This is a genomic window from Natrarchaeobaculum sulfurireducens, assembly GCF_003430825.1.
GTDB lineage: Archaea > Halobacteriota > Halobacteria > Halobacteriales > Natrialbaceae > Natrarchaeobaculum > Natrarchaeobaculum sulfurireducens.
Genome location: NZ_CP024047.1, coordinates 410,611 through 436,977, shown reverse-complemented (window position 1 = coordinate 436,977; position 26,367 = coordinate 410,611). Strand labels below are relative to the sequence as shown.

General features: G+C 64.6%; 25 protein-coding genes. 12 read left to right on the top strand and 13 right to left on the bottom strand.

Features of this window, described 5'->3' with window-relative positions; translation table 11 throughout:
* Positions 1-2: 2 nt before the first annotated feature.
* From AArc1_RS03405 to ahaH, 7 genes are all read right to left on the bottom strand, one after another.
* Positions 3-1,766 (bottom strand): ATP synthase subunit A, encoded by a 1,764-nt coding sequence (locus tag AArc1_RS03405; RefSeq protein ID WP_117362923.1) that lies wholly within the window; start codon positions 1,764-1,766, stop codon positions 3-5.
* A 2-nt stretch (positions 1,767-1,768) separates the two neighbouring features.
* Positions 1,769-2,101, bottom strand: a complete 333-nt coding sequence (locus AArc1_RS03400) for a V-type ATP synthase subunit F (RefSeq protein WP_117362921.1) — start codon at positions 2,099-2,101, stop codon at positions 1,769-1,771.
* Positions 2,098-3,150, bottom strand: a complete 1,053-nt coding sequence (locus AArc1_RS03395) for a V-type ATP synthase subunit C (protein WP_117362917.1) — start codon at positions 3,148-3,150, stop codon at positions 2,098-2,100. Before AArc1_RS03395 ends, AArc1_RS03400 begins: the two co-directional genes overlap by 4 nt.
* Positions 3,147-3,728, bottom strand: coding sequence for a V-type ATP synthase subunit E (locus AArc1_RS03390; protein WP_117362915.1), 582 nt, complete (start codon positions 3,726-3,728; stop codon positions 3,147-3,149). The genes AArc1_RS03395 and AArc1_RS03390 overlap by 4 nt, the downstream gene beginning before the upstream one ends.
* A 19-nt stretch (positions 3,729-3,747) precedes the next feature.
* On the bottom strand, positions 3,748-4,008 hold the full coding sequence (locus AArc1_RS03385) for a hypothetical protein (protein ID WP_117362914.1): 261 nt from the start codon (positions 4,006-4,008) through the stop codon (positions 3,748-3,750).
* Positions 4,009-4,219: 211 nt separating this feature from the next.
* On the bottom strand, positions 4,220-6,502 hold the full coding sequence (locus tag AArc1_RS03380) for a V-type ATP synthase subunit I (RefSeq protein ID WP_228442381.1): 2,283 nt from the start codon (positions 6,500-6,502) through the stop codon (positions 4,220-4,222).
* Positions 6,489-6,821 (bottom strand): ATP synthase archaeal subunit H, encoded by a 333-nt coding sequence (gene ahaH / locus AArc1_RS03375; RefSeq protein ID WP_117362910.1) that lies wholly within the window; start codon positions 6,819-6,821, stop codon positions 6,489-6,491. Before ahaH ends, AArc1_RS03380 begins: the two co-directional genes overlap by 14 nt.
* A gap of 183 nt (positions 6,822-7,004) precedes the next feature.
* Between ahaH and AArc1_RS03370 the strand changes: the two genes are divergently transcribed.
* The gene (locus AArc1_RS03370) at positions 7,005-7,628 is read left to right on the top strand and encodes a methyltransferase domain-containing protein (RefSeq protein ID WP_117362909.1); all 624 of its coding nucleotides are present in this window, start codon (positions 7,005-7,007) and stop codon (positions 7,626-7,628) included.
* Between the two features lie 39 nt (positions 7,629-7,667).
* Here AArc1_RS03370 and AArc1_RS03365 read toward each other — a convergent pair whose 3' ends face one another.
* Both AArc1_RS03365 and AArc1_RS03360 read right to left on the bottom strand, forming a co-directional pair.
* Positions 7,668-8,177: a type IV pilin gene (locus tag AArc1_RS03365; protein ID WP_186336642.1), complete on the bottom strand. Its 510-nt coding sequence runs from the start codon at positions 8,175-8,177 to the stop codon at positions 7,668-7,670.
* Between the two features lie 75 nt (positions 8,178-8,252).
* On the bottom strand, positions 8,253-9,485 hold the full coding sequence (locus tag AArc1_RS03360) for a DUF7096 domain-containing protein (RefSeq protein ID WP_117362906.1): 1,233 nt from the start codon (positions 9,483-9,485) through the stop codon (positions 8,253-8,255).
* A gap of 156 nt (positions 9,486-9,641) precedes the next feature.
* Here AArc1_RS03360 and AArc1_RS03355 point away from each other — a divergent pair, with 156 nt between their 5' ends.
* The 5 genes from AArc1_RS03355 to AArc1_RS03335 all read left to right on the top strand — a co-directional run bounded on the left by AArc1_RS03355 (position 9,642) and on the right by AArc1_RS03335 (position 14,347).
* Positions 9,642-10,904: a helix-turn-helix transcriptional regulator gene (locus AArc1_RS03355; protein ID WP_186336641.1), complete on the top strand. Its 1,263-nt coding sequence runs from the start codon at positions 9,642-9,644 to the stop codon at positions 10,902-10,904.
* A 221-nt stretch (positions 10,905-11,125) separates the two neighbouring features.
* Positions 11,126-12,121 (top strand): zinc-dependent alcohol dehydrogenase, encoded by a 996-nt coding sequence (locus AArc1_RS03350; protein WP_117362904.1) that lies wholly within the window; start codon positions 11,126-11,128, stop codon positions 12,119-12,121.
* A 45-nt stretch (positions 12,122-12,166) separates the two neighbouring features.
* Positions 12,167-12,940, top strand: a complete 774-nt coding sequence (locus tag AArc1_RS03345; protein ID WP_228442380.1) for a CDP-alcohol phosphatidyltransferase family protein — start codon at positions 12,167-12,169, stop codon at positions 12,938-12,940.
* A gap of 105 nt (positions 12,941-13,045) precedes the next feature.
* Positions 13,046-13,423: a 6-pyruvoyl trahydropterin synthase family protein gene (locus tag AArc1_RS03340; protein WP_117362902.1), complete on the top strand. Its 378-nt coding sequence runs from the start codon at positions 13,046-13,048 to the stop codon at positions 13,421-13,423.
* A gap of 27 nt (positions 13,424-13,450) precedes the next feature.
* Positions 13,451-14,347 carry a class I SAM-dependent methyltransferase gene (locus tag AArc1_RS03335; protein WP_117362901.1) on the top strand — a complete coding sequence of 299 codons (897 nt, stop codon included), beginning with the start codon at positions 13,451-13,453 and terminating at the stop codon, positions 14,345-14,347.
* 528 nt (positions 14,348-14,875) lie between these two features.
* Here the strand turns inward: AArc1_RS03335 and AArc1_RS03330 are convergent.
* Positions 14,876-15,871 (bottom strand): radical SAM protein, encoded by a 996-nt coding sequence (locus AArc1_RS03330; RefSeq protein WP_117362900.1) that lies wholly within the window; start codon positions 15,869-15,871, stop codon positions 14,876-14,878.
* Between the two features lie 249 nt (positions 15,872-16,120).
* On the opposite strand from AArc1_RS03330, the gene AArc1_RS03325 reads away from it, so the two are divergent.
* Positions 16,121-17,230 (top strand): DUF373 family protein, encoded by a 1,110-nt coding sequence (locus tag AArc1_RS03325; RefSeq protein WP_117365763.1) that lies wholly within the window; start codon positions 16,121-16,123, stop codon positions 17,228-17,230.
* A 26-nt stretch (positions 17,231-17,256) separates the two neighbouring features.
* Here the strand turns inward: AArc1_RS03325 and AArc1_RS03320 are convergent, their stop codons facing one another.
* The 3 genes from AArc1_RS03320 to AArc1_RS03310 all read right to left on the bottom strand — a co-directional run bounded on the left by AArc1_RS03320 (position 17,257) and on the right by AArc1_RS03310 (position 20,017).
* Positions 17,257-18,099: a polyprenyl synthetase family protein gene (locus tag AArc1_RS03320; protein ID WP_117362899.1), complete on the bottom strand. Its 843-nt coding sequence runs from the start codon at positions 18,097-18,099 to the stop codon at positions 17,257-17,259.
* Positions 18,100-18,275: 176 nt separating this feature from the next.
* Complete coding sequence (locus AArc1_RS03315; protein WP_117362898.1) at positions 18,276-19,229, bottom strand: electron transfer flavoprotein subunit alpha/FixB family protein; 954 nt, start codon at positions 19,227-19,229, stop codon at positions 18,276-18,278.
* Positions 19,226-20,017 (bottom strand): electron transfer flavoprotein subunit beta/FixA family protein, encoded by a 792-nt coding sequence (locus AArc1_RS03310; protein ID WP_117365762.1) that lies wholly within the window; start codon positions 20,015-20,017, stop codon positions 19,226-19,228. Before AArc1_RS03310 ends, AArc1_RS03315 begins: the two co-directional genes overlap by 4 nt.
* Positions 20,018-20,221: 204 nt before the next feature.
* On the opposite strand from AArc1_RS03310, the gene AArc1_RS03305 reads away from it, so the two are divergent.
* The 5 genes from AArc1_RS03305 to AArc1_RS03285 all read left to right on the top strand — a co-directional run bounded on the left by AArc1_RS03305 (position 20,222) and on the right by AArc1_RS03285 (position 26,342).
* Positions 20,222-20,683 (top strand): TRAM domain-containing protein, encoded by a 462-nt coding sequence (locus AArc1_RS03305; RefSeq protein WP_117362897.1) that lies wholly within the window; start codon positions 20,222-20,224, stop codon positions 20,681-20,683.
* Positions 20,684-20,789: 106 nt separating this feature from the next.
* Entirely contained in the window at positions 20,790-22,580 is a 1,791-nt protein-coding gene (locus tag AArc1_RS03300) for a DUF4129 domain-containing protein (RefSeq protein WP_117362896.1), read from the top strand.
* Positions 22,577-23,377, top strand: a complete 801-nt coding sequence (locus AArc1_RS03295) for a DUF7269 family protein (protein ID WP_117362895.1) — start codon at positions 22,577-22,579, stop codon at positions 23,375-23,377. Before AArc1_RS03300 ends, AArc1_RS03295 begins: the two co-directional genes overlap by 4 nt.
* Positions 23,374-24,705, top strand: coding sequence for a DUF58 domain-containing protein (locus AArc1_RS03290; protein ID WP_117362894.1), 1,332 nt, complete (start codon positions 23,374-23,376; stop codon positions 24,703-24,705). The genes AArc1_RS03295 and AArc1_RS03290 overlap by 4 nt, the downstream gene beginning before the upstream one ends.
* Positions 24,702-26,342: a DUF7519 family protein gene (locus AArc1_RS03285; protein WP_117362893.1), complete on the top strand. Its 1,641-nt coding sequence runs from the start codon at positions 24,702-24,704 to the stop codon at positions 26,340-26,342. The genes AArc1_RS03290 and AArc1_RS03285 overlap by 4 nt, the downstream gene beginning before the upstream one ends.
* The last annotated feature ends 25 nt before the right edge of the window (positions 26,343-26,367 follow it).

Here is a 26,367-nt window from a genome sequence, read left to right as displayed (position 1 = left end):
GGTCAGTACAGCTCCCTGATCTGTTCGGTGAGATCCGATTCGAGTTCGTCGATGAACTCGGTCCACTCCTCTGCAGTGCCCATCCGGTTGAGCCGCGGGGCCGCCTCGACGTTGGCGATCTCTTCGACCGGGACGCCCGCCTCGAGCGCCTCGAACGCCTCGTCGTTGAACGTCTGGATCGCCTCGAGCATCCGGTAGGTCTTCGTCGGTTCGCAGTAGGTGTCGACGTCGTGGAACGCGTCCTGCTGGAGCCACGCCTCACGCAGATAGCGAGCGACCTCGAGGGTCAGCTGCTGGTCCTCCGGCAGGGCGTCTTTGCCGACGAGCTGGACGATTTCCTGAAGTTCGTCCTCCTCGTCGAGCACGTCGACGGCCCACTGGCGAACTTCCGGCCAGTCTTCCGCGACGTTGTCACGGAACCACGGGTCGAGTTGCTGGCGATACAGCGAGTACGACTCGTTCCAGTTGATCGACGGGAAGTGTCGACGTTCGGCGAGGTCCGCGTCGAGCGCCCAGAAGGTCTTGACGATACGCAGGGTGTTCTGGGTAACCGGCTCGGAGAAGTCCCCGCCTGGCGGGCTGACTGCACCGATTGCGGTCACCGATCCCTGCGTGCCGTTGACGTTCTCGAACAGGCCAGCCCGCTCGTAGAACTCCGACAGCGACGCCGCGAGGTACGCCGGATACCCCTCTTCGCCGGGCATCTCCTCGAGTCGGCTCGAGATCTCACGCATGGCTTCTGCCCACCGCGAGGTGGAGTCGGCCATCAGCGCGACGTCGTAGCCCATGTCACGGAAGTATTCCGCGATCGTAATTCCAGTGTAGATACAGGACTCACGGGCTGCGACAGGCATGTTCGAGGTGTTCGCGATGAGACACGTCCGGCTCATCAGCGGCTTGCCCGTCATCGGGTCCTCGAGGTTCGGGAAGTCCTCGATGACCTCGGTCATCTCGTTGCCACGCTCGCCACAGCCGACGTAGACGACGATGTCCGCGTCGGACCACTTCGCGAGTTGGTGCTGGGTGACGGTCTTCCCCGATCCGAACGGACCGGGAATCGCTGCAGTCCCACCTTTGGCGATCGGGAACAGGCCGTCCTGGATACGCTGTCCGGACTGGAGCGGAACCGTCGGCGTCTGCTTCTCTGCGGACGGTCGGGCCTTCCGGACCGGCCACTCCTGGTGCATGGTTATCTCTTCGCCCGAGGAGAGTTCGGCGATGACCTCTTCGACGGTAAACTCGCCGTCTTCGATCGAGGTGATCTCGCCGCCCTCGTAGTCCGGCGGTACCATCACCTTGTGGGTGATGCTCTCGGTCTCGGGGACCTCTCCGATGATGTCTCCCGGTTCGACCTCGTCGCCTTCCGAGACGGTGGGGGTGAACTCCCACTGCTTCTCGAGGTCGATACCCGGCGCGTCGACCCCACGGTCTAAGAACGCCGACTGCATCTTCTCCTCGAGTTCGTCGAGGGGGCGCTGGACGCCGTCGTAGATGGTGTCCAGCATGCCTGGTCCGAGGTCGACGCTCAGTGGCTCTCCCGTGTTCTCGACGGGTTCGCCGGGGCCGACACCGGAGGTCTCTTCGTACACCTGAATCGTGGTCAGGTTCCCTTCGATCTCGATGACCTCGCCCATCAGTCCTTCGTCGCCGACGTAGACGACGTCGTTCATCCGGGCGTCGAGGTCCGCAGCGGTCACGACGGGACCACTCACGCTTTCGATTACACCGTCTTCGTCGACGGTCTGGGTTTCGTCTGCCTGGCTCATAATTAGTCGCTTTCCTCTTCTTCCATTAGGTCGATACCGATCGCCCGCTTGATCTGATCGCGCAGTCCGCCACCACCGGTACCGCTACCGATGGTGACAACGACGGGCTCGACGCTCGTTTCGACGGTCTGTCGAACGTTTCGGGAGAGCGAGTCGAGATCGTCGTCGTGCATGACGACGATTCCAACGTTCTCGTCCTCTAAAACGTTCGTGACGGCGTCGTCTAACGCTGTTTCTTTCTCGTCGTCCGCGACGTTCTCGAACCGGCTGACGCCAGCGAGGCGAAAGCCGGTCGTGAACTCCGGACTGCCGACGACGGCAATTTCCTGGCTCATAGGATCACCAGCTCCTCTTCGATCTCGCTTTCGGAGAGGCCGACTTCTCTTCCACGCGCGATCGCGCGGATGTTCTCGATCTCTCGCTCTTTTGCGAGGATGTACGATAGCACGGACGAGACCGAAACCGGGTAGATGCTCGAGAGTGTGTCGGCGTACTCGAGCAACGCAGCGTCTAGTGCGTGCTCGAACTGGATAAGGCTGTCAGCCTCTCGTAGCTGTCCCAGCGCACTGGAGAGTCGCTTGCCGTAGCGTTTGTTCTCGGCGATGTGATCGACGAGTTCGTCGAGGTCGGTAACGAGGCGGTTCAGTTCTTTCTGATCGAACAAGACACCGCCTTCGATGTAATAACTCGCCGGGTCGAGGTCCGCCCCGCTGCGTGCAAGGCGCAACGCGTTTCGGGCGTTCCGGAAGTCGATCTCGGCCTGCAGGAATTCGACGTACTTTGCCTCCGGCCCCTCCTGGGGTCGGCCGAGATCGTCGAGCAGATGCTCGTAAAACTCCCGATCCAGGGCATTCTCGAGTGGCACCAGCGTCCCGGTCTCCTCGAACTGCTCGTAGGCGGCCTCGAGCGGGTCGTGATAGACCGTTCCGTCGAGGATCTCGACGACGTCTTCGATCGCGTCGACCTCGAGCAGTCGGTCGAGCGTCGCGTCGTCGAGTTCACCGGCACGAATCAGGTCCGTCTGGATCTCCTCGGTGGGCGTCTCGGTGTAGATCCCGCGAATGATCGTCTTGACGTTCCAGACGTCGAACTTCCGGAGGTATCGAGCGACGAGGTCGTAGAGTCGTCCCTCCGACCACTCGAGTAAATCTCCGAAGTGCTTTGCGAGATTTTGGTTTAGCGCGTACTCGATCAGGTCGACCCCCGAGAATCGCGCCCCGAGTTCGTTGATCTCGCGTTCGTACTCCGATTCCTCCATGAACCGGGCGATCCCGCTTGGCCCCATGCGGACGAGCTTTCGGTAATCCTCGTCCGCGAACAGCGCCGCTCTCCGTGCCCGGACGCGAGCGCTGACGTACTCCGTGTTCGAGGCGCCTAGGCTCATTGCTCGAAGAGTCGGTTACTGATCTCCCGAAGGTTCTCCTCCCAGACGTCCTCGAACACCGAGTCGAAGGTGTTGTTGACGCGAACGCGGGACTGGTCGCTCTCGACGACGACGCCGCCGAGACAGTCGTACTCGCCAGCGTACTCGTAGCCGTCGTAGTCTTCGAGGATCGACTCGAGGAGCTCCTGGTCGTCAGCTCGACCGTAGACGCGGACGTCGTCGCCGTCGTCGAACTCCTCGCTCGTCGCCTCGAGCAGCGTCCGGGTCAGTTCTTCCCGAGTCTCTCCCTCGAGGGCGGCGAGTTCGGCTTCGACCTGCTCGCTGACCTCACCGAGGACGTCACGCCGGGCCTCCAGGCGTTTCTGTTTCGCCTCCAGCTTGGCGCTGGAGAGTCGCTGTTCGCGAAGCTGCTCGATCTCGCGTTCGACCTCCTGGTCGGCCTGCTCGAGAATCTCGTCGGCGTCCGATTCGGCCGCCGAAACGATCTCCTCTGCGCGAGACTCGCCGTCGTCGCGGATGTTCTCCGCACGCGCGTGGGCCTCTTCTTTGATGTCTTCGACGACTGTGTCCAAACTCATTGGTGAAGGGGGTGGTCGGTTAGACCAAGAAAACGACGACGATTGCGAAGATGACGAGCGTTTCCGGCAGGACAGTCATGATCAGTCCCGGGACGAAGAGGTCGTCGTCTTCGGCGATTGCACCGATTGCAGCGGCACCGATACCTCGCTCGGCGTATCCCGCGGCGAGCGCCGACAGTCCGACTGCGATCGCGGCAGCAGCCTCGGGCTCGAGGAATGGCGCTTCGGTCACGTCTCCGTTCTGCAGCACGGTCTCCATAGCGAGTGCAAGTTCCATCATGGGTTGATATGCTCTATAGGTTCGATTGCTCCGAACAGGCGTATCTGTCTCTGCACTCCCTATAAAACTCTCGAAACAATTCGACATGGACACGAAACATCAACGGTTTTCGCGAGAGTGTGAGAGTCCTTGCCAACACCTTGATTTGGCGAAATTTAGATATGTCTTCCCAACAACCACAGTTCCGAAACCGCGGAAAAAAGGCGACCGATCAGTCGGCCTGCTGACCCGAGGGAGCCTCGTGGCCGAACGGGTCGTACTCCTCGCCGCCGCCCTCGTAGAACTTCTGGAAGAACTCCACGTACTCGAGGCGCAGCATCTGGATGCCGGCGGCGGTGATGCCGAGCAGCAAGACCAGAATGTGCCCGAAGATGAACACGGCGACGGCGCCGAGGAGGCCGAGCGCCATGATCACGATGGAGTCGGCGGTGAGACCGACCCAGACGAGCCCTTCGAAGACGACCTCGTCGGCGCCTTCGACGGTGCTCGGGGCGTCGAAGAACGCGAAGCTGATGTAGCCGTCCGTCTCGGACGCACCGAAGACCAGGAGGTTCACCGCGAACGCCATCCCACCTTTCGCGAGCAAGACCGCGACCATCCGGAGGTACGAGAGGACGTGGCCGAACGCCCAGGCAGGTGCCTCGAGCGCGCCGGCGAAGCCTTCGCCGATGCCGACGAGCACGAGCCCAACCACGAGCATGCCCAGACCGACGATACCGACGATCTCCGGCAATCCGGCAAAGCCGAGGAACTCGTAGAGGACGGCCTCGTTGGCGGTTCCAACCAGGAACTCTGGTTTGGTACCGGCAGCAGTCGTGTCGACACCGAGGCCCATGCTTCCGGCATCCTGGTGGCTAAAGATCCAGATGAACGCGCCGTTCATCGCCAGGATCCACGAGAACTTCTCGTAGATCGCGGCCTTGAGGCCGTGGCTGAGTTCGTTGACGAACCCGAGGATCAGTCCGAGGTTCAGGTGGATCAGCCCGAAGATCAGGCTGAAGATGATCCAGAACATCGCCCACTGCTCGGCCTGTAGCCCCTTATCGAAGGTGCCAGCGAACAGCATCATGTTGTGGATCTCTGCGGGCAAGACGTCGGCCATGTGGAAGCCGAAGATGTCGTCGTACAGCCAGCCAAAGAGGATCGTGAAAACACCGGCCCAGATCGCGATGGTGCCGAGTGCTTTTCCAGCGTCGGAATCGAACACCTTCCAGGCCCCGTAGCCCATCAGCATGTAGAGGATCCCGTACGCGATGTCACCGATCATGAACCCGAACGCGAACGGATAGGTCAGGAAGATCAACAGCGTCGGATCGAGTTCGCTGTATTTGGGCTGGCTGACCATCTTGACCATCAGCTCGAACGGCTTCGCCGGCGTGATGTTGCTCAGCCGAACCGGCGGCTGGTCGTCCATCGTCACTGCACCGCTGCCGTGACCGCCGTGGTCGGTCGTACCGCCGTCCGTTGCCGCCTTCTGTTTCGGCGGCTCCGACTCGGTCGCCTCCTCGTCGTCTTCGTCACCCGGCGTGTCGGTGTGAGCGACCGCACCGTGGTCGTGACCCTCGTAATCGGCACGCTCGAGTTCCTCGAACTCGATACTGTCGCCGACGGCGTCACGAAGTGCGGACTCGAGATCTGCGACCTGGGTAGACGGAATCCAGCCTTCGGCGATGAACGCGCGGTCGGTCGTCGCGAACAGCAACGGCGCTTCCGCACGCTGGACCTCGATCGATAACTCCTCTTCGAGTCCGAGGAGGAACGGTCCCTCGGTGTGTTTGATGTCCTCGAGTTCGGCGTCGATCTCGTCGATTCGCGTCTCGAGTTTGCGACGCTCGTCCTCGAGTTCGCCGACATAGGCCCGCGGACCGCGCTGGGTTTCGGGAATCTCGTGGCGGGTGAACTCGACGCCGACGAGGGCATCGTCGATAACGCCGTCGACGTCCGCACCGTCGGTCGGCGCGGCCACGATGGCCACGACGTCGCCGCCGGTGAACGTCTCGAACGCCCGGACGTCGTCGGCCGCCTCGAGTGCCGTCTCGAGGTCGCTCTCGGAGCCCTCGCCGACGAGGACGTCGACCGACTCGTAACCGGACAGCAAGTCGAGATCGATTCCGAGTTCCGCAAACGGCGAAACGCGGTCGATTCGTTCGTCGACCTGTCGGAGCTCTTCGCGGACGTCGCTGCGCTGGTCGTCGAGTTCGTTGATCCGGGTGCGGATCTCCTCGAGTCGCTGCTCCCAGTCGTCCTCGGGCCGGCCGGGTGCCATCTCCTCGGAGGACAGACCGAGCGTACTCTCGAGCGCACGGACGGTCACCAGTTTCTCGGAGGCGTCGTCGGCTCCCTCGATCGGGTTACCGTTGTCGAATCCCTCCCAGGAACCGTCGTAGTCCGATAGATGCACCAGATTCAACCCGTGAATTTCGTCGATGACCGTGGGCATGACGCCCTTGGAACCGGCCACCGACACCTTGCTCATCTGCTCAGGTCTGAGCATGGACGTCCTCCTGGAACAGCTCGACGACGTGGTCGGTCACTTCGTCGACCCGGTCCCGGGCGCGCTCGGCGAGCGCCTCGCGCTCACCGTCGCCGTCTTCGAGGACGGCTTCGCACTCGGCGTCGATCTCGTCTCGCGCCTCCTCGAGGCGACGCTCTCTGAGATCGCGTGCCTCCTGTTCCGCTTCCGTGCGAACCGCCTCGGCACGTTCCCGGGCCTCGGCTATTCGCTCGTCGCGGTCTTTGTCAGCCTCTGCGACGATCTGGTCGGCCTCTTCTTCCGCCGACTTAACTCGTTCAAGAACCTGTGGCCTCGGCATACTCTAAGCAGATGAGAGTTTGCGAGAGCGCGTATATGGTAGTTGCGAAAGTCGATCGACACACCAACAGGAGAGAGCCGCGGTAGTCACGGATTACGGACCGCTCGCGAGACCGCCGTCATAGCCGTCCGTCGGCCATCCGGAACAGTAGACCTTTCTCCCTCGAACCGAAAGGTTCACCTGATGGGAATTCTGGAGAACAAGGCTCGAGCTCGGTTGTTCTACAAGTACCTCTCGAAGATCTACGACGAGATCAATCCCTACATCTGGAACGAGGAGATGCGAACCGAGGCACTCGAATTGCTCGAGTTCGAGCCCGAGATGACGGTACTCGACGTCGGCTGTGGCACCGGCTTCGCCACCGAAGGGCTGCTCGAGCACGTCGACGAGGTGTACGCCATCGATCAGAGCGAACACCAACTCGAGCGGGCGTACGACAAGTTCGGCAAACAGGCACCGCCGGTGCACTTCCACCGTGGGGACGCCGAACGGCTCCCGTTCGCGACGGACACGTTCGACGTCGTCTGGTCTTCGGGCTCGATCGAGTACTGGCCGAACCCGATTCTCGCGTTGCGGGAGTTCCGACGCGTGCTCAAACCCGGCGGACAGGTACTCGTCGTCGGTCCGAACTACCCCGACAGCCTGGTGACACAGACACTGGCCGACGCGATAATGCTCTTTTACGACGAGTACGAGGCCGATCGGATGTTCAAGACCGCTGGCTTCGAGGACGTCAAACACCTGTTCCAGGGACCGTCCTACGAACCCGAGGTCGCGATCACGACCATCGCTCGCGCTCCGGAATAGCCGACCAGTTCGTCCGACGGAGTGTTCTGCGTACTGTTCTCACTGTGCCGTGGTTTCGAGCGTCGTCACCCGCACGTCGTCAACGCTGAGCGTGACGGTCACGGCGTCGCCGGACTCGAGCGTCGGCTCGTTCGTCTCGGCGACGGTGACCGAAACCCGTTCGCCGGTTCGCCACGTCGGGTCGGCCTCAGCGTTGAACGCCCCGTCCGGCGTACCATCGAACCCATCCGCGCCGACGAACGGGACCGGCGGCTGCATAGCCAGGTCAGTTTCGTCGACCGAGACGGACACGGAAAGCGACCCAACGTCGATCACGTCGCCGGCAACGTGGTCGATCGCAATCTCGCCCGACTCACCGTCGGCTTGGAGGTCGAACGCTGCGGTTGGTGGTGCAGAACCGACGGACAGCGAGGCAGCACCCGCGGCGACCACGACGGCCAGCGCGACCGTGATCGCGACCAGCACGAGGACACCGACGAGCGGACTGAGCCCGCGCTCACAGAGCCAACGACGGGAGTCTGACTCGAGTGGCTGTCCGGGACGGGGCACAGCCGTTCTGGCTGCGGCTTCGGATATAAACGTCCGGCGATAAGAGAAAGGAAGAGGCCTCGAGAGCGAAGCCAGTCAGCCGCCGAGGTCGATCGTGGTGGTCACGCTCTCGGTTTCGGTTTCGGCCGTCAGCTCGTACTCACCCATCGGTGGGACGAACCAGTGTATGCCGTCCTCGTCCGTTACACCGAGTTCGTGGTCGTCGACGAAGATCGTCGCTTGCTCCGGTTCGCCGGTTTCAGCGTCGGTGACGGTCGCCTCGACTGGCCCGTCGGCCGGCGTCGCCTGGATCGATAGCTCGAGGCCATCGTCATCGACGGTCCACTCTTCGACGATGGGGAGACGATCTATCGACAGTTCCTGGTACTCTCGGTAGACTTCTCCGCTTCCGCCGTCGATGAACATCCGGACGTCGAAGTCGTTGTCCGTGAACCGAACGTCGTGGATGCTTCCGGCCTGGGTGTAATCCGGCGATCCCTCGCTTGCAGCCCACGGGTACAGCTCCTCCGCGTAGTCGAGGCCAGTTTGGTTCTGGTCGGCAAACTGGTCGGGGGTATCCGGATCGTAGTTATCGAACCGTGTCGTTTCGAACACGTACGTCTGTCCGTCGATCGTCGACAGCCGATACCCGTCATGGGACGTCTGGATCAGAAACTCGAATCGGTCGGTCGAATCGAACTCCTCGGCGGCCGCTGCGATATCTGACTTGATCGGTGACTGGTGAGCTTCGATCGCTCGCCGATCCTCTCGCACCTGACTCGACGACAGCGAGTACCCAGGGACCTCGTCAGCCCGGTCGTCGAGGTGGTTGAGAACGTCGAGCAGTTTCGTGGCTTCGTAGTAGTTACCCAACACTGTCTCGACGAGGTCGTCGTCTGAGCGCTCGCCGGTGGCGTGTTCTCGAACGACATCTCGCTCGCGTTCGTCGAGGTCTCGGATGTGGTCCTGGAGGGCATCATGGGCGTCCTCGAGCATCTCAGCGCGTTCGCCGTCGTCTGCCTCATCGAACTCGCGATCGACGAGGACGTACTGGGAGTGGTCGATCCGGAGTTCGTCGTCCGTACCGGCGAGGGTTGCACCGAGGTCGGGGCCGCGGGTTGCGTAGTCGTACTCGACAGGGTCTAAGAGTGGGAGCCGGTTGGTCGTCTCGTCGACGTCAACCGGAGACACCTGACCTGCAACACCGTCATGGAAGGTCATGCTGGAGTCGACGTCGTTTTCGCCTTGGTAATCGGCCGCTGCGAGGGCGGTCGCGGGGAGCGAGAGGACGAGGACCAACGCGAGGAGGGGCGGCAACGCGTCGTTCATCGACCCATCGTACGGCCTCCTGATATAAAAGCCGGTCGCACTTGTCTGATCGAAACGAACGAATCTCGGCGGTCGAGACCCTTCAGGACCGTCAGTAACGTTTTATTTTCGGATGGAAAGTGTTTTTTCCTCCGGGCAACCACCCTGATGGTACGCATGCGGATATCCTCCGCCGTAACGCTTGCCCTGACAGCCCTCCTCGTCGCCTCCACGCTGGGAACGGTAGTCGCAACGCCCGCGACTGCGTTCGAGTCCGAACCGGACTCACCGACCGTCGACCGACACCTCTCGGAGTCGCCCTCATTCCAGTCGACCAGCCAGGAGGGCCAGCACTTGACGTCGTCCGCCACGGCGAACGGAACGGCGCTCGAGCCCGCGGAACCGAAACAGGAGATACGGATCGAAGTCGCCGAGGACGGTGACGCCCACTGGACGATCGAAAGTCACTTTCTCGTGACCGACGACGAGGACGAAGCCCTATTCGAGGAGTTCGCCGAGGCAGTCGTCAGCGGCGACCGTGACGTTGGCTACGACGTCCAGACGTTCGAAGCGAGCGCCGCCGTTGCGTCGGAAGCGACCGACCGCGAGATGACGATCCAGAACGCCGGCTGGGACGACCCCCGACTCGACGCGCCCGACGACGAGGATGCTGACGAAATCGACGACGAAGATCAGGTCCAGGTCGGCGTCATCTCATACTCGTTCACCTGGACGAACTTCGCGACCGACGACGATGACCGAATCTACTTCGGCGACGCGTTTGAGACGCCCGGCGAAGACGAAACCTGGTTCCCCGGGCTCGCCGACGGGCAGCGACTCGTCGTCGAAACGCCGCCGGGCTACGGCCTCGAGACCCCCACGACGCTCACCTGGGACGGCCCACACCAGTTCGAAGCTGGCGACCTCGAGATCGTCTTCCTCCGCGGTGCCAGCCCGACATCGGTCGGCTCGTGGTGGATCCTCGCCGGCGTCGTCGGACTGATTCTCGGCGCTGGCGGATACGTTCTGTATCGCTATCTCCGTCGGGCGTACGACGGTGAGAGCCCGCTCGAGCGGCTACCGACCAGCGGGGGAAGCGAGCGCGCTGTCGACGACGGCGCAGAACCGACGACACCCCGTTCGAAGGACGAAGTGGAGTCCGCTCAATCGCCGGCGACGGGTACCCAGATCGAGTTCGACGAAGCAGCCGACGACGTCGACCTCGAACTGCTGAGCGACGAAGAGCGCGTTCACCGGCTACTCAGACAGAACGGCGGTCGGATGAAACAGGCGAACATCGTCAAAGAGACCGGCTGGTCGAACGCCAAGGTCTCGCAGTTGCTCTCACAGATGGACGACGACGACGAGATCGAGAAACTTCGGATCGGCCGCGAAAACCTCATCACGCTGCCTGAAGTCGATCCCACTGAAATCGACTGACCCCGTTCGCCCGCTCACCGGAAACCCCGGTCGCCGGGAGACACCTCGAAGCCAGCATAGGTAGCAGTAAGCTATTATATTCTATCGCCAAATGAATAACAAGAGTCCGGTCGGCCGCCAGTTTCGGCTGACCATCGGGTTCAGCGTGCCGATCGGTTTGGCGTACCCGACCGTTCAGGATGTCGAGGACGGGCCCGTGCGACGGACACGAAAACACAACAATGGACGACGCTGCACTGCATTTCACTGGCCCGCGAACCGTCGAGACGCGACCGATTGACGTCCCCTCGCCCGACCGTGGGGAGGTACGCGTCGAGACGCAGGTCTCCGCAATCAGTGCCGGGACCGAACTGCTCGTTTATCGGGACGAGATTCCCGCTGATCTCGTCGCCGACGAGACGATCGACGCCCTCAAAGGCGACCTCTCGTACCCGACGACGTACGGCTACGCGGCCGTCGGCGAGGTCGTCGACACCGGCCATGGCGTCGACGACACGTGGCGAGGACGCACCGTCTTCTCGTTCGTCCCCCACCAGACGCGGTTCACCGCGCAACCCGACGCGCTCGTGCCCGTCCCCGAGCCGCTCGAGCCGACGGCTGCCGGGTTGCTTCCTTCCGTCGAAACCGCGACGAACCTCGTCCTCGACGCCCATCCGCGGCTCGGCGAGCAGGTCGTCGTCTTCGGAGCCGGTGTCATCGGCCTCTGTGTGATCGGATTGCTCGCGTCGTTTCCGCTCGAGCGACTCGTCGCGGTCGAACCCCTCGAGTCTCGACGAGAACTCGCGCTCGCGTTCGGTGCCGACCGAGCGGTTCCACCCGAGGAGATCGATGCCGAAGTCGACGACGCGGACGTCGCGATCGAACTGTCCGGCGACCCGACGGCACTCGACGACGCCATCGGAGCCGTCGGCTACGACTCGCGGGTCGTCGTCGGCTCCTGGTACGGCACCAAACGCGCCCCACTCGAACTTGGCGGACGATACCACCGCGACCGTATCGACCTGCGTTCGAGTCAGGTCAGCACCATCGATCCCGCACTCTGTGGCCGATGGGACACCGATCGTCGCCTCGAGACCGCACTCGAGTGGCTCCAGCGACTCGACGTCGACGAACTCATCACACACCACGTTCCGTTCTGGGAGGCCCAGGCTGCGTACGAACGACTCGACGCCAGCCCGGAGTCGGCACTTCAGGTACTGCTCACGTACGACAGGTGATCTATTCAGCATGACGGCACGGGACACGGACGTGAGGACGCGACCGTGATCGAACGCTCGAGGACGACCGACCTGCCGTCGATGCGTGGACGGGTGTCGCGTGCGACCGTCGGAAACGTCGTTTTCGCGGGTATCGGGCTGACCGCACTCGCGGTCATCTGGGACGGCGGGCCGACGGCCCGATTCCTGTTGGGGACGCTTGCAGTCCTCGCGATCCAGTTCGTGGTCGTCCGGCGAACGCTCGTCCTGGCTCGAGTCGAGGCCGGACCACAACCACTGACGCTCGCGACGTGGATCACGATCGCTCGAGGGAGCGCCCTCGCGTTGCTCGCCGGGTTCGTGTTCGTCGATCCCTCGACGGGGACGCTCGTCTGGGTTCCCGGAGCGCTGTTCGCAATTGCGGCCGGCCTCGACGCCATCGACGGCGTTGTCGCCCGGCGAACGGACTCGGTCACCGAGTTCGGCGCCCGGTTGGACACCGAAATCGACGCGCTCACGGTTCTCTGTGGCGCCTCGATCGTCGTCCTGTACGGGGTCGCCCCCCTGGCGTTTCTCGCCGTCGGCCTGGCACGGTACGTCTTCGTTGCCGGGATCGCCAGCAGACGTCGACGCGGGCGACCCGTCCGGGGGCTCGACCGGAGCCAGGCCCGTCGGTTCTTCGGCGCACTCGCGATGGCCGCCATCTGGCTCGCCCTCCTGCCGGTTCCCGGCCGGACGGGATCGTGGTTGATCACTGCGGCCGTGCTGGTTCCGTTTCTCCTGCAATTCGGTCGGGACTGGCTGGTCGTCTCCGATCGACTCGAACCACGGGCCGACTAGTGGACCGCTGGACATGACCACCGTCGGTCGATCGACCACCGACAACGGCCGCCTCTCCTGTCACCACCGACGGGAGTTAAGTGATTTCACGGCCACTCTCGAGATATGTACGCGGTGTCGGTCTCTCGGACGTTTGTCGCCCAGCACTACCTGACGGTTCCGAACCCGGGTCCGGAGGGGACCTTACACTCACACCAGTATACGGTCGAAGCCACGTTTCGCGGCCCCGACCTCGATGAGTACGGCTACCTCGTCGACATCGACGCCGTGATCGACGCGCTCGAGGCCGTCGTAGACTCGCTCCGGGATCGCACGCTCAACGAACTTCCCGCGCTCGAGGGTCGAAATCCGAGCGCCGAACGGCTCGCAAGAACCGTCGGAGATCGCCTACTCGAACGTCTCGAGCCGGCAACGGCGACCGAACTCGTGATTCGAATCGACGAAGATGACATCGCGACGGTGAACCATGAACGGCCGCTTTGAGGCCGACTGTCTTCCAGAGGGACGACCGTGACCACGAAAGTCGACTACCTGACGGCCAAACGAACGATCGACGACCGGGCGCTCGACCGACGGGTCTGGGATCGGTTCGTTGACGCGCTCCCGGACCGGAACCGTGACGACCCCGTCCGGATCGTCGAGGTCGGCGCTGGCGTCGGGTCGATGATCTCCCGACTCGCCGCGTGGGAATCACTCCCTGAAGCCGTCTCGTATCGCGCCGTCGACCTCGATTCGTCGTGCGTGACGGCCGCCCACGAGCGTCTCCCCCACTGGCTCGAGGACGCAGGATACGACGTCGAGAGCTACGGCGAGGGACTCGTCGCCAGCCGAGTCGACGGGGGTACCGAGACGCACCTGGAGGTTACGCTCGAGGTAGCCGACGGCTTCGCCCTCGACGACGACGCCGATGCCGTGATCGGGGCCGCCGTCTTCGACCTGGTCGACCTCGAGTCCACGCTGGCGCGCGTTCGGGGGCTACTTCGCGACGGCGGCGTGCTCTACGCCCCCATCACGTTCGACGGCGGAACGAGATTCGCTCCAGCGCACCCGCTCGACGGGCGGATCGAACGACACTACCACCGACACATGGACGAGATCCGCGACCAGCCCGGGTCCAGTCGCGCCGGCCGGGAGCTCCTCGAGGCCGCCCCCAAATGCGGCTTCGACGTCGTGGCAGCCGGTGGCTCGGACTGGCTCGTTCACTCACGCGACGGCCACTATCCGGATGACGAAGCCACCGTCGTCGAACACGTCCTCGAGACGATCGAGGGTGCACTGGCCGACTATCCGCCGTCGATACTGGAGCCGAGCACACGCGACCAGTGGCTCGAGACCCGTCGGACACAGCTCGACCGTGGCGACCTCGTCTTCGTCGCCCATCACCTCGACGTGGTCGCTCGCGTATGAGTCGATCTGTGGGACCCCACGGCCGTCTGGGTGTGACGAACGCTGTCGCTCGAGGAGCAGCCGATACTGGTTCACTGACGCAACTCGAAGAATCGCGCGCTTCCGCAATGAAAGCAGTATGCGGGGAACGGTAGGTGGTTTCGGATTCCCCGCATACGACGCACCGTTCGGTGCATCATGGTGCTCTCACTCGTCGTACTTAGCCATAAGTGATACCCTAGTGACTCGATTCCGAAAGCAGAAACCGCCGGGATGCTGCAGTTGGACCCACGATCAACCCCCAGGTGCACGCGAGCGTACATCGGTGATCGTCCCGGCGGCACGATCCGTCCAACGCGTGGACAGATCACATAGGAAATAGCGCGGACGGGTATTCGACGTTCTGGTACGTTCGTAGAATTGTACCACGGAACCCCCGGCTCAGGGACTGAGCCAGAATCGACGGGCTCGAGGTCAGCGCTCGCTCATCACTCGCGCAAAACTCTCCAGCAAAAAGCCGCGCTCACTACGTTCGGGCGGGTCAAGCCCCTACGCCAACGGCGTTCGCTCGACTACCTGGCCATCGTAACTCGGATACTGTTCGACGATTTCACCGTCGTCGACGTCGCCTTCCTCGATCATCTCCTCGAGCAGCCACCAGGCGACCTCGAGATGGCTCGACTTGACGGTGTAGAACTCTTCGGGAACGCCGAGTTCCTCGAAGCGTTCGGGCTCGGTGTAGGTTTTTCCGTAGACGAGGGTACCGTCGTCGGTGACGTCGTCGAACTCCCGGCGGACGTTTCTGGCCATCCGTTTCAGGCGTCGGCGGTGCTGGGCGGCGTCTTTGAACACCGAGGTACAGAAGTACACGTTCGGATGGTCGCCCATCACCTCGAGAATGTCCTCGCGGTCGTTGTCGACGGCGCTCATATGGCCTTCTTTGAGTTCGTAGCCTTTCGCTTGCATCCGGCGGAAGTTGCCGTGGGACATCTCGAACTCGTTGACGTTACAGAAGTCGGCCGCACCCTCGTCCAGGAAGTCAAGGAACTCCGGTTCCGCGCGGATGCCCGGAATCTCGAACGCAGGCGTAAGCCCTTCCTCCCGTGCGATATAGAGGATCTCTTCCCATTCGGTGCCGTGGAGGTCGCCCCACTGCTCGAGCGGCGGGTGAAAACGGATCTCGTCCAGACCGGCTTCCGAGAGCCGGCGCATATTCTCGCGGCCGCCCGTGATGCCGGTGTAGAGGTGGGTGTGATGGTCCTCGCCGAACTCGTCTTTGAGCAGGGAGAGATAGTGACAGGTCCGCTCGAGGGCCTCCTGGGGCTCACCGCCGGTGATCGAGGTGCCCAACGCGTCCATATGCTTGGCCTCGGTGATGACGTCCTCGTCGTCCTCGACGAGTCGTTCGTTGGCGTAGACGTCGGTGACGTTCTTGCGGTTCTCGCCAAGCGGGCAGTAAAAGCAGTCGCGCTGGTCGCAGTAGCCGTAGACGAACAGCACCATCTTGCCGCCTTTCGCGCACTGCTCACAGCCCTTCGAGATCATTCGACAGTCCGTACTGGGCCGACCCACAAAAGCCGTGCGAAACGGACCGGCAGTCGCTCGAGCGATCCACAGGTGACAGCACGGATCGGCCGTGACCGAGTGTGCTCGAGTCCGCCGTCCGGATCAGTAGATCAGTGTGCTCGTGTCTCCGATCGAGGCGGTCGTCGGCGTCGTCTGTTGCGATTCTCACCACGAGATGATGTGTCAGTCCCAGAAGAGGGAAATACCGCGACGGTCAACGAGGGAGTGATGCTGCTGATCCTCTGTGTCGACCTCGACGACGACCTCGGCCGCAAGACCGGCTTCTCGACGCCGGTCATCGGCCGCGAGACGGTCGAGGAGGCAGCCGTCGCGCTCGCGACTGCAGATCCAGAGGATTCCGACGTCAACGTCATCTTCCAGGGACTCCACATCTACGACGACCTCGACGCCCGCGACGAAAGCGTCGAAGTCGCCGTCGTCACCGGGAACGAAAATGGCGACGTCGCGGCCAATCGGGAAGTCGGCCAGGAGGTCGACACCGTGCTCGCAAGCCTCACCACGGCCGAGGACGTCACTGCGTTGGTCATCACGGACGGCGCACAGGACGAGTCCGTCATCCCGGTGATCCGCTCACGAGTCCCCATCGACGGCGTCCGCCGCGTTGTCGTCCGCCAGGCGCAGAATCTCGAGTCGATGTACTACACGATCAAGCAGGTGCTCGACGACCCCGAGACGCGAGGCACCGTGCTTATCCCCCTCGGCATTCTCCTGCTCATCTACCCGCTCGCGCTGATCGGCAGCGCCCTCGAGATGCCGGGGTTCGTCCTCGGCACTACGTCAGCCCTGCTCGGGCTCTATCTGATCTCGAGAGGGCTCGGCCTGGGAGAACGGCTCGATTCGGCCGTCGAACGCGGTCGGCGTCTGCTCTATGCGGGCCGGACGACGTTGCTCGCCTACGTCGTCGCCGCTGCGTTGTTCGTCCTGGGTGGCGTCAGCGGGATGAACACCCTCGAGAGCATTCAGGAGGCCCACGGTGAAGTCGGCATTCCCGTCATGCTTGCCGCGCTCGTCTACGGCTCGATCCAGTGGCTCGCCGCCGCGGGCGTCACGACCAGCCTCGGCCAGATCACCGACGAGTACATCGCGGGCACGCTCGAGTGGCGCTACCTCAACGCACCTTTCTACGTCCTCTCGATCGCCATCGTCCTCCACGCAGTGAGTGCGTTCTTTTTGGACGAAGTCGGAATCAGCTACCTGGCCGCCGCACTGACTGCCGGGACGCTACTGGGAATCGTGAGCACGCTCGCGTTCGCCGTCGTCGAGTCATGGTACGACGACTCCGAAGCTGACGGTCCGCGAAACGCCGACAGTATCTGAGCGTCACAGAAGGGAGTCGAGTGGCCTCAGCGCTCGCGCTCGACGACGAACTCCGCCAGCTCCAGCAGATACGCTTTCGCGTCCTGATCGACGACTTCGACCCGCTCTAAGGCGTCGATCGCCCCCTGTGCTTCCGCTCGAGCGCGGGCGTTTGCCTCCTCCGGCGAGAGGTCGGTCACCTGAACGACGGAGGGACGCTCGAGTGCCGCGTCGTGGCCCGTCGGTTTGCCGAGGTCTTCCGCGTCGGCGACCGCGTCGAGGACGTCGTCTCTGATCTGGAAAGCGATGCCGACCCGTTCGGCGTACTCACCGAGCGCTTCGACGGTGACGGGATCGGAGTCGGCCGCGATCGCACCGAGTTCCGCGGCGGCCCGAAAGAGCGCGCCGGTTTTACGCCTGGCGAGCGTCATGTACTCCGCCTCGTTGGACGGCTTCGCCGAGAGTTCGGTGGCTTCGCCGATACCGAGTTCGACCATCGATTCGGCGACCACGCGGGTCGCTTCCGGCTCCGTCGAGAAGAGTGCGAACGCCTCGCCGAGCAGCCCGTCGCTGGTGATGATCGCCGGCCCGTGGCCGAACTCGGCCCACGCACTCTGCGTGCCACGGCGGAGCTCCGAGCGATCGATGATGTCGTCGACGACCAGCGACGCGGTGTGAACGAGTTCGATTCCGACGCCGAAATCCACCGCGTCTTCGGCCGTCCCACCGACCGTCTCGCAGGCGAGAACTGTAACCACCGGCCTGACGCGTTTTCCCCCCGAAAGCACGACGTGACGAACTTCCGCGTTGAGCGTCTCGGGTTCGATCCCGTCGATGACCTCGACGAGACGCTCTTCGACCAGCGCCCGACGGCGCTCCAGAAGTTGCATTACCCGCGCTTAGGAGGGGGTAGAAAAGTAGCTAACGGATCACCACCGAACGTGTCCCGCTCGAGTCGCCGTCACCACGGTCGCCTCGAGTGCGTCGAGACGGTAACAACGGGCGCTATCGGCGTCTGCCGTGTGAAAACATCGATAAAAAACCGTTCGTATTGCTCGCAGATCAGTTACTGGAACGCTTCGGTCAGTGCGGGAATAACGTCGAAGAGGTCGTCGTGGATCGCGTAGTCGGCGATGTCCATGATGGGCGCGTTGGGGTCCGTGTTGATCGCGACGATCGTATCGGAGCCCTTCATGCCGGCGACGTGCTGGACCGCACCGGAGATGCCGATCGCGATGTAGACATCGGGGGTGACGACCTTCCCGGACTGGCCGACCTGCCGGTTTTTGGGCAGCCAGCCGTTGTCGACGATCGGGCGCGACGAGGAGACCGTCGCGTCGAGTGCGTCGGCGAGTTCTTCGATGATCGGAATGTTGTCCTCTTCCTCGATCCCACGGCCGACCGAGACGAGCACGTCCGCTTCGCTGATGTCGACGTCGCCGCCGCCGACTTCCTCGAAGCCGGTGACGGTAGAGCCGAGCGCACCCTCGTCGATCTCGACGTCGAAGGCGTCGATCGCGGCGTCACCGGTCCCTTCGGCGACAGGCCACTCCGCGCTTCGGATCGTAACGATCGCCTCACCTTCGAGTTCGGTCGTCGTTTCGACTTTGCCCCCGAACATCTCGCGGGTGACTGCGAGCGTATCGCCGTCGGTCTCGAGGCCGACAGCGTCGGTGACGATCGGCAGGTCGAGTTCGTTCGCGACGGCGGGTGCGTAGTCGAGGCCGTTGACGCTGTTGGGCGCCAGCACGTACTGGGGTGCGAGTTCGTCGTAAAGCTGAGTAACGGCCTGGCTGTAGACGCCGTGGTTGAACTCCTCGCCGTAGTCGACGGTGTGGATGGCGTCGACGCCGTCACGATCGAGCTTCTCGGCGAACTCGTCGACGGTGCCGCTGATGACCGCGAGGTGGAGGTCGCCACCGGTTTCGTCAGCGAGTTCGCGGCCGGCGGTGATGATCTCGTAGCTGATATCTCGCAGCTCGCCGCGTCGGTGGTCGGTAATGGCCAGGACGGAAGTCATGGTGCCACCCCCTTCTCGCGGAGGAGTTCAGCGAGTTGTCCGGCGGTGTCTTCGGCACCGCCTTCCCAGACGGTGACGTCGCTTTCGCTTTCGGGTTCGTACATCTCGGTGAGCGTGACTGCGCCTTCGACGGCCGCTGCGTCAACGCCGAGGTCGCCCAGTCCCTGGACGTCAAGCGGCTTGCGCTGAGCCTGACGGATACCGCGGAGGCTCGCGTAGCGTGGTTCGTTGATACCCGTCTGAATCGTCAGGACGGCCGGAAGCTCCACGTCAGTAAGCTCCTCGACACCACCCTCGAGTTCACGACGGACCGAGGCGACGCCGTCCTCGAGATCGTGTTCTAAGTGGTTGACGACGGCGGCCCACTCGAAGCCGAGGTCCTCGGCGAGTGCAACACCGGTTGCCCCCCAGCTATCGTCACCGGACTGGACACCGGTCAGGATCAGGTCGGGGTCTTCGTCCTCGACGACGGCCTCGAGAATGTCGGTCTTCGCGCCGACATCGAGTACATCGACGTCCTCGAGCGCGTCGTCCCAGACGCGGATCGCGCGGTCTGCCCCCTTTGCGAGCGCCTGTCGGATGGTCTGCTCGCAGTCTTCCGGGCCGATGGTGACGGTGACGACTTCGTCGGCGAGACCGGCTTCCTGAAGCTGGACAGCTTCTTCGACGGCGTAATCGTCCCACTCGTTGAGATCGGCACCGAGGTACTGGTCGGCGATCGCCGTCCCCTCGATTTCGAACTCGTCTTCGACGGTCGCGACTTCTTTGACCGTTACGAGGATTTTCATCATTTAATCACTCCGACCTCCCTCCCGTAAACCTTTTCGGAACGGCCGGTGCGGTTGGTTCAGTTCATTTGCCGCCGGTCGTGAGTGGCGCTACAGGCCGAGCGATCGAGGTCAACAGGAACAGGAACGAGTAGCGGTAGCTGACACCCCCGATCTCGTCTGTGAGACGGAAACGGTTTAACGACGCCTCCGGTAGTACAGGTCATGGCAGACTGTCCGCTCGCCGACGACTGTCCGAGTTTTTCGGAGCAGATCGCAGGAATGGGGTGTCAACACTACGGTGACCGCGGCGGGAAAGAGTGGTGTAACCACTACAACCAGCCGATCGAGGACCTGAAAACGCAGCCAGTCAAAGCCGGCGAGGAAGTCATCGTCGACGTCGTCGACATGCACGAAAGCGGCGCTGGCGTCGGCCGGACCGAAGACGGCTTCATCGTCATGGTCGACGGCGTCCTTCCCGACGCCCGATCCCGCGTCGAGATCACCCGCGTCCACAACAACCACGCACGCGCCGAAGAAGTCGAGCGCCTCCCGCTCGAGTCCGACGAGGAAGCCGAAGCGGCCGACGACGAAGATGGTGAAGGCGACGAAGGCGACAGCACGGACAGTGGCGGTCCACGCAGGCCGCCGGAGCTCGGTAGTCGCGAGAACTTCTGGGGTTCGTAGCCCGGCCCCGGAACGGACAGTCAGGTAGGCGAGAGCCGTCGGTCTGGGACAGTCATCAGTTCTGCAACAAGAGGTAAGTGGCAGTTTCTCGTACGATTCTCATAGTATGGCGGCTCGAAGGCCCGTCGGTCGACGGCTGCTCGCAGCCATTGCCATCGGTTGTGCGATCGCTGGATTGGTACTCGCAGCCAGCGCCTTCCCGATGATCGGTTCCGACGCGCTCGAGTCGAGTTCGGTCGAGAGTGATACGGCTGAGACGAGTAGCGCAACCGAGACGGCAGACACGACCGATCCGGCGGAAACGGGTGAATCGACCGCCGACGAATCCGATCCCGACGGACCCAACGGCGACGTCGACGGTGATGGGACACCGAGCGAGCCAGGACCTGACGACGAACGGCAGGGAGACGCCCTCGCAGACTCCGCAACTGGGGCAGAGACGCTCGAGTCTGCCGACGCCAGCGCCGGCGAGGCACTCGTCGGCGGTGCACTGGGCGGTCTTAGCGCGCTGGGAGGAGACGACGACACAGCAACCGCGGCGGCCACCGAGTCAGCGGCCGACGACCGAGACGATCGCGGAATAGGTGGCGAGTTCGGCGACCTGCTCGCGGACGAAGATACCCACGAGCGAGCGGGCGACGGCGGAGCGAGCGACACACCGCCGGCAGCCGACACCGACAGCGAGCGAACCGGCGATGGTGTCCCTACCGGTGACGAGGATGGCGTCGACGCATCGGGAGGCGAAGACGCGACCGACGACGGCGCGCTCGAGTCGACCACCGACGCGGATGAGGATGGGGCAACCGGCGACGCCGAGACGGACGGCGACGCGCTCGATGACGGGGAAATGGAGGCCACGGCGGGGACAGGCGAGGACGGCGAAGCGATGGACAGCGACGCCACCGACGCCGCCGCCGTCGAAAGCGAGAGCGACGCGACAGGAGAGAGCCTCGAGGACGGAGATGACACGGCCGAGACGTCCGATAGCGAGAGCATCGACGACGGTGAGGCGGCTGAGACGGCCGACGATGGCGACGAGGTGACAGCGTCCGACCCGGAGACGGACAACGGCGAAGCCGCGAACGTCGACGGAGACACAGCAGACCCCGATGGCGAGGCAACAGATGCTGATAGCGGCGACGAAACGACGGATCCCGATACCAACCATGAGGCGACAGACACCGACTCCGACAACGAAACGAGTACCGCCGCCGCGGGCGAGGACGGCTCGTCGATCACGGATTCGGTCCCAGGGCTCTCGGACGTCGTCGTCGCGGCGGCCGTCGTCCTCGGCCTTCTCGCGGTCGGTTACCTCCTCTACACGCGGACGAACCCGGTTGCCGCAGTTCGCTCGCTTCCTGGAAGACTCGTCTCCGTCGTCTTGCACGTCGTCGTCGCTATCTCACGGGCGCTCGAGCGGGGGCTCGCCGCTCTCGCCAGGCTCGAGTCCGTGCGCGAACTCCCCGGGCTCGTCCGGGCAACACTCGCCAGGGTTCTCGCGAACCTCCGTGGACGGATGCAAGCGCGTCGTGGACTATCAGGAGCGGAGGGCGCTGCAGGCGAGAGTGCATCCAGGGACCTCGAATCGGAGACGCCCGAGAACGTCGCACGCGAGCGAATTCGGGCAGCCTTCGAGACGGTAGTCGATCGCTCGGGGATCTACCGTCGACGGGTCGAAACCCTCACGCCGTCGGATGTCGCCGCCAGCGCGAAACGAGCCGGGGCACCGGCGGAACCGGTCGAGACGATCACCGACTCGTTCCGCGACGTCGAGTACGGCCAGCGGAATCCGGATCGGTATCTCGAGCGGACGACAACAGCCCACGAGCGCCTACAGACCGCGGCTGACCCGGAGAAGACAGTCGACGTCGACGGATCGGAGGCCCAGCGCGAATGAGCCGGACGCCGTCGACGCGGGAGTTGCTCGTCGCCGTGGCGCTCGCCGGAGCGGCGCTGGCGCTCGGCACGACGGCTGTCCTCCGGCCGACGCTTCTCGAGCAGGTTCCGGCGCTCGAGTCGGCGCTGGGCGGGCTCGAGCCCCGAACGGTGGTGCTGGCGTCGATCCTCGGAACACTCGGGGTCGCGGCGCTCGTCGGCGTCGCGGGCAAGCTCCGTCGGCCGCCCGTAGAACCGCTCCGGTCGACGCCAGCGACGGGAGCGACGGACAGCGCGAGCAGATGCAGTCGAAATCGCAGCCGAACCGGAGTCAGAGAGCAGTCTCGAGAGAGAGATGAGCAGCCAAAGGACAGGAACGAGCACCGAAGCGAGAGCACGACCTATCCGGTCGTCGGGGAGCCGTACGACCGGTACGTCGCGCTCGCGACGACGTACGACGACGAACCGCGAGCGGTCAGAGACGGTGCCCGCAAAACGCTCGTCGAGACGCTCCGGCCAGTCGCGGCCAGAACGTACGCGAACACGACCGGGCGTCCCCGAGACGAGGCACGCCGGGCGATCGAGACCGGTTCGTGGACTGACGATCCGCGCGCGGGTCCGTTTCTCGCCGACGAAAGGGGCCCCTCGACGCCGCTTTGGGTCTGGCTGGCCGACCTCGTTCGGCCGGGAGATCCGTTCTCGCGGGCGCTCGAGCGGACGCTCGATGAGCTTGAGGCGCTCGAGGCGACGACGGAAGCAACAACGAAAGCGCCGGGCGAACGACGGGTGGGCCGACACCGCCGGGAGGGAGAGACGTGACGTCACAGACCCGACAAGCGCGCTGGCACGGGGCGCTCGTGGTCGCACTGGCATCGTGTCTGCTGGCGCTCGTGCTGGGGGTTCCCGCCCTCTTTTTCCTCGCGGTCGTCGCACTCGGGTTCGTCCTGGTCGGCCAGGTGAGCACGACGCCAGCGGCCGACCTCACGCTCGAGCGACAGCTCGACGAAGCGCGCGTACGGCCCGGTCAGTCCGTGACCGTGACGCTCTCGGTGACGAACGAGGGTGGCGACGTGGCCTCGGACGTACGCGTCGTCGACGAGCCGCCAGGAAGCGTTCCCGTAACCGGGGGCGAGCCGGCGTTCGCGACGTCGATTCGACCCGGCGAAACCGTCAGCCACGAGTACGAACTGACGCCGCCGCGAGGCGAGTTCGCGTTCGGACCGGCGACAGTTCGGCTGCGGTCCGTCACGGCGACCACCGTTGCAACTGCGCAACGAGAACCAGACGGCGAGGGAAGATTTGCGTGTGAGACGCTGCTCGAGTCGGTCCCCGTCCACGAGCAAACGATCCAGTTCGTCGGCCCGACGCCGACCGACGACGGCGGTACCGGCGTCGAGTTCTTCGCGACCCGCGAGTACCGACGGGGCGACCCGATCAACCGCATCGACTGGCACCGGTTCGCCCGGACGGGAGACCTCGCGACGGTCGAGTACCGCGAGGAACGTGCCGCGACGATCGTCTTCGTCCTCGACGACCGCGACGACGTCCACCGCGAACCGCCGGGCGGCGGCCCCGACTCGTTCGACCTCACGCTGTACGCCGCCTCGCGTGGCGTCGTTGCCTCGCTCGAGAACGGCAACCGGACTGGCGTGGCGACGGTCTCCGGGGAAGGGTGGGTCGAGCCCGGAGCCGGGAGCGACGTGCGCCGGCGAGCCGAGGACGTGATCGGGACGGCCCACTCGAGTACAACAGCGCGTGCGGAGTCGACCCGTCGGGTCGGAACCGACGGCGGGACGTTCGCACTCGACCTCGAGCAGCGACTCCCCAGCCGTGCCCAGGTGGTGTTCTGTACGCCGCTTTCCGAGGAGGGTTCGGTAGCGTTCGTCGAGACACTTCGACGGCGTGGGCGAGCTGTAACGGTCGTTTCGCCGGACATGACGACCGGGGTCGCCGCGCCGGTGTTTTCGAGCGGCGCCCGCATCGACCGGCTGCGACGGGCGAACCGAATCGACGAACTCCGCGGACTCGGTGCGACCGTCGTCGACTGGAATCTCGAGGAGCCGCTGTCGGTCGATCTCCGGCGAACGATTCGGACGCTGGTCCGTCGTGGCCGCGCAGCCGGCGTGCGAGGAGGTGGCCGACCGTGACGCGCTCGCCGACGGTCGATCGGCCTGAAACGTCGAGCAGCGAGCGCGCACTCGACGGCGTCAGACGATTTCCTGCCCGGGTACTGCGGTCGGTACGCGCTGCACTCGAGCGAGCGACCGTGAGCGAAGTCGTGGCGATCGGGCTGGCGCTTTCGATCGGCATCACGATCGGTACCGTCCTCGTTGGGAGTCAGGTCGCCGTGCTCGCGAGCGTTGCGGGTCTGGCCGCAGCGGGTGCGATCGTCCTGCTTGCGAGCGAGCAGGCGGTCGTTCGGGGCGTCGGCGGCGTCCTCGCGGTCCCCGTTTCCCTGCTAGTCCTGGCACCGACGGTGCTCGTCGCCGACCTCGTGCGCGTCGGTGGCGTGGGTCGGTACGCCGGAGTGACTGTCTGGGCACTGCTCGTGGCCGCCTTCGCGGCCGGCCTGTTCGTCTGGGAGCGATTCGGGGACGGCGGCGTCCGCCGGGGAGCGACCGGCACAGTGGTCGCCGCAGTCGGCGTGGTCGGCGTCGCTCTCTTCCGTCTCGTCCCCGAGTCAGCCGCCAGGGAGCGAGCGGGCGTTGCCGCGGCCGACGCCGCCGGCTGGCTCTGGAATGCCGTCGTCGTCGCCGACGGCCCGTGGGCGCTCGGCTCCTTCGCCGTGTTACTGTTCGCGACCGCCGTCGGGCTTCGCACCAGCCTGAACTACGTCGCGCTCGAGCGATTCATGCCGCCAGACCGGCGAGCGAGCGTGTCGGCAGCTCTCGACGGGCTCGAACGAGGATGTGACGTCGCAGTTCGTCTCGCAGTCGTGATCGGACTCGCGGCCGTCGTCGTGCCGACGCTCGCGGATCAGGTGGAATCGACGCTCCTGACGCCGGGCGACCTCGCGGCCGTCGTCCCCGCCCCTCTCGGTGAGGGCCTCGCCGCCCTCATCACCGCCTCGAGCCTTCGCCTCGTGCTGTGTCTCGTTCTCGGCCTCGCGGTCGGGTTCGCCGGTCTCGAGTGGCTTCGCCGGGCGTTGCGCCGGGACGCCGCCCGCGTCTTCGCGACGCTGGTCGCACCGGCGCTCGGCGGCGGGGTCGTCGCCGTCGCACTCGCCTGGGCGCTCGCGGAACCCGTACTCGCGGCGGACCCCGCAGCTGGGCTCGACGGGGTCGCGCCAGCGTCGGTCGTCGCACTCGCCGGAGCGGTGCCGCCGTTCGCGCTCGCGGCTGGAGTGCTGGCCGTCGGGCTGGTCTCGCTGGCATCGCTTTCGTTCGCCGTCGTCGGGTTGCGCACGTTTCGCATCGTTCCCCGACGGGCGATCGGTGCGGCGCTCGCGGCCGGAGCGATACTCCTCCTGGCGGCTGGCCTCGCGGTCGTCGGCCGGGTCGAACTGGCCATCGCAACGGCAGCCGGCGCGTTCGTCGTCTGGGACGTCGGCGAGTACGGCGACGGGATGCGCCGGGATCTCGGCGCTGGATCGACCACCGTCCGGGCCGAGTTCGTCCACCTCGGCGGCTCCCTGCTCTCGGGGCTCGTGATCGCCGGCGGAACGATCGCGCTCTACCGATGGACCGCCGTCGACGCGCCGGTGACGGATCCCGCGTACGCCGCCCTCGCGGTCGTTACCGGGCTGCTCGCAGTTGTACTCGTCGCGTGGGCCCTCCGCGGCTAGTCACCTGCGAAGCTTCCGTCTCACA

What these genes read in the sequence shown, in the direction of transcription:
- AArc1_RS03310 (WP_117365762.1), bottom strand. Translation starts at nt 20,017, where the DNA reads ATGAAAATCCTCGTAACGGTCAAAGAAGTCGCGACCGTCGAAGACGAG.
- AArc1_RS03315 (WP_117362898.1), bottom strand. Translation starts at nt 19,229, where the DNA reads ATGACTTCCGTCCTGGCCATTACCGACCACCGACGCGGCGAGCTGCGA.
- AArc1_RS03355 (WP_186336641.1), top strand. Translation starts at nt 9,642, where the DNA reads ATGCGGATATCCTCCGCCGTAACGCTTGCCCTGACAGCCCTCCTCGTC.
- AArc1_RS03340 (WP_117362902.1), top strand. Translation starts at nt 13,046, where the DNA reads ATGTACGCGGTGTCGGTCTCTCGGACGTTTGTCGCCCAGCACTACCTG.
- AArc1_RS03295 (WP_117362895.1), top strand. Translation starts at nt 22,577, where the DNA reads ATGAGCCGGACGCCGTCGACGCGGGAGTTGCTCGTCGCCGTGGCGCTC.
- AArc1_RS03385 (WP_117362914.1), bottom strand. Translation starts at nt 4,008, where the DNA reads ATGATGGAACTTGCACTCGCTATGGAGACCGTGCTGCAGAACGGAGAC.
- AArc1_RS03395 (WP_117362917.1), bottom strand. Translation starts at nt 3,150, where the DNA reads ATGAGCCTAGGCGCCTCGAACACGGAGTACGTCAGCGCTCGCGTCCGG.
- AArc1_RS03300 (WP_117362896.1), top strand. Translation starts at nt 20,790, where the DNA reads ATGGCGGCTCGAAGGCCCGTCGGTCGACGGCTGCTCGCAGCCATTGCC.
- AArc1_RS03370 (WP_117362909.1), top strand. Translation starts at nt 7,005, where the DNA reads ATGGGAATTCTGGAGAACAAGGCTCGAGCTCGGTTGTTCTACAAGTAC.
- AArc1_RS03320 (WP_117362899.1), bottom strand. Translation starts at nt 18,099, where the DNA reads ATGCAACTTCTGGAGCGCCGTCGGGCGCTGGTCGAAGAGCGTCTCGTC.
- AArc1_RS03305 (WP_117362897.1), top strand. Translation starts at nt 20,222, where the DNA reads ATGGCAGACTGTCCGCTCGCCGACGACTGTCCGAGTTTTTCGGAGCAG.
- AArc1_RS03330 (WP_117362900.1), bottom strand. Translation starts at nt 15,871, where the DNA reads ATGATCTCGAAGGGCTGTGAGCAGTGCGCGAAAGGCGGCAAGATGGTG.
- AArc1_RS03400 (WP_117362921.1), bottom strand. Translation starts at nt 2,101, where the DNA reads ATGAGCCAGGAAATTGCCGTCGTCGGCAGTCCGGAGTTCACGACCGGC.
- AArc1_RS03380 (WP_228442381.1), bottom strand. Translation starts at nt 6,502, where the DNA reads ATGCTCAGACCTGAGCAGATGAGCAAGGTGTCGGTGGCCGGTTCCAAG.
- AArc1_RS03360 (WP_117362906.1), bottom strand. Translation starts at nt 9,485, where the DNA reads ATGAACGACGCGTTGCCGCCCCTCCTCGCGTTGGTCCTCGTCCTCTCG.
- AArc1_RS03325 (WP_117365763.1), top strand. Translation starts at nt 16,121, where the DNA reads ATGCTGCTGATCCTCTGTGTCGACCTCGACGACGACCTCGGCCGCAAG.
- AArc1_RS03350 (WP_117362904.1), top strand. Translation starts at nt 11,126, where the DNA reads ATGGACGACGCTGCACTGCATTTCACTGGCCCGCGAACCGTCGAGACG.
- ahaH (WP_117362910.1), bottom strand. Translation starts at nt 6,821, where the DNA reads ATGCCGAGGCCACAGGTTCTTGAACGAGTTAAGTCGGCGGAAGAAGAG.
- AArc1_RS03405 (WP_117362923.1), bottom strand. Translation starts at nt 1,766, where the DNA reads ATGAGCCAGGCAGACGAAACCCAGACCGTCGACGAAGACGGTGTAATC.
- AArc1_RS03390 (WP_117362915.1), bottom strand. Translation starts at nt 3,728, where the DNA reads ATGAGTTTGGACACAGTCGTCGAAGACATCAAAGAAGAGGCCCACGCG.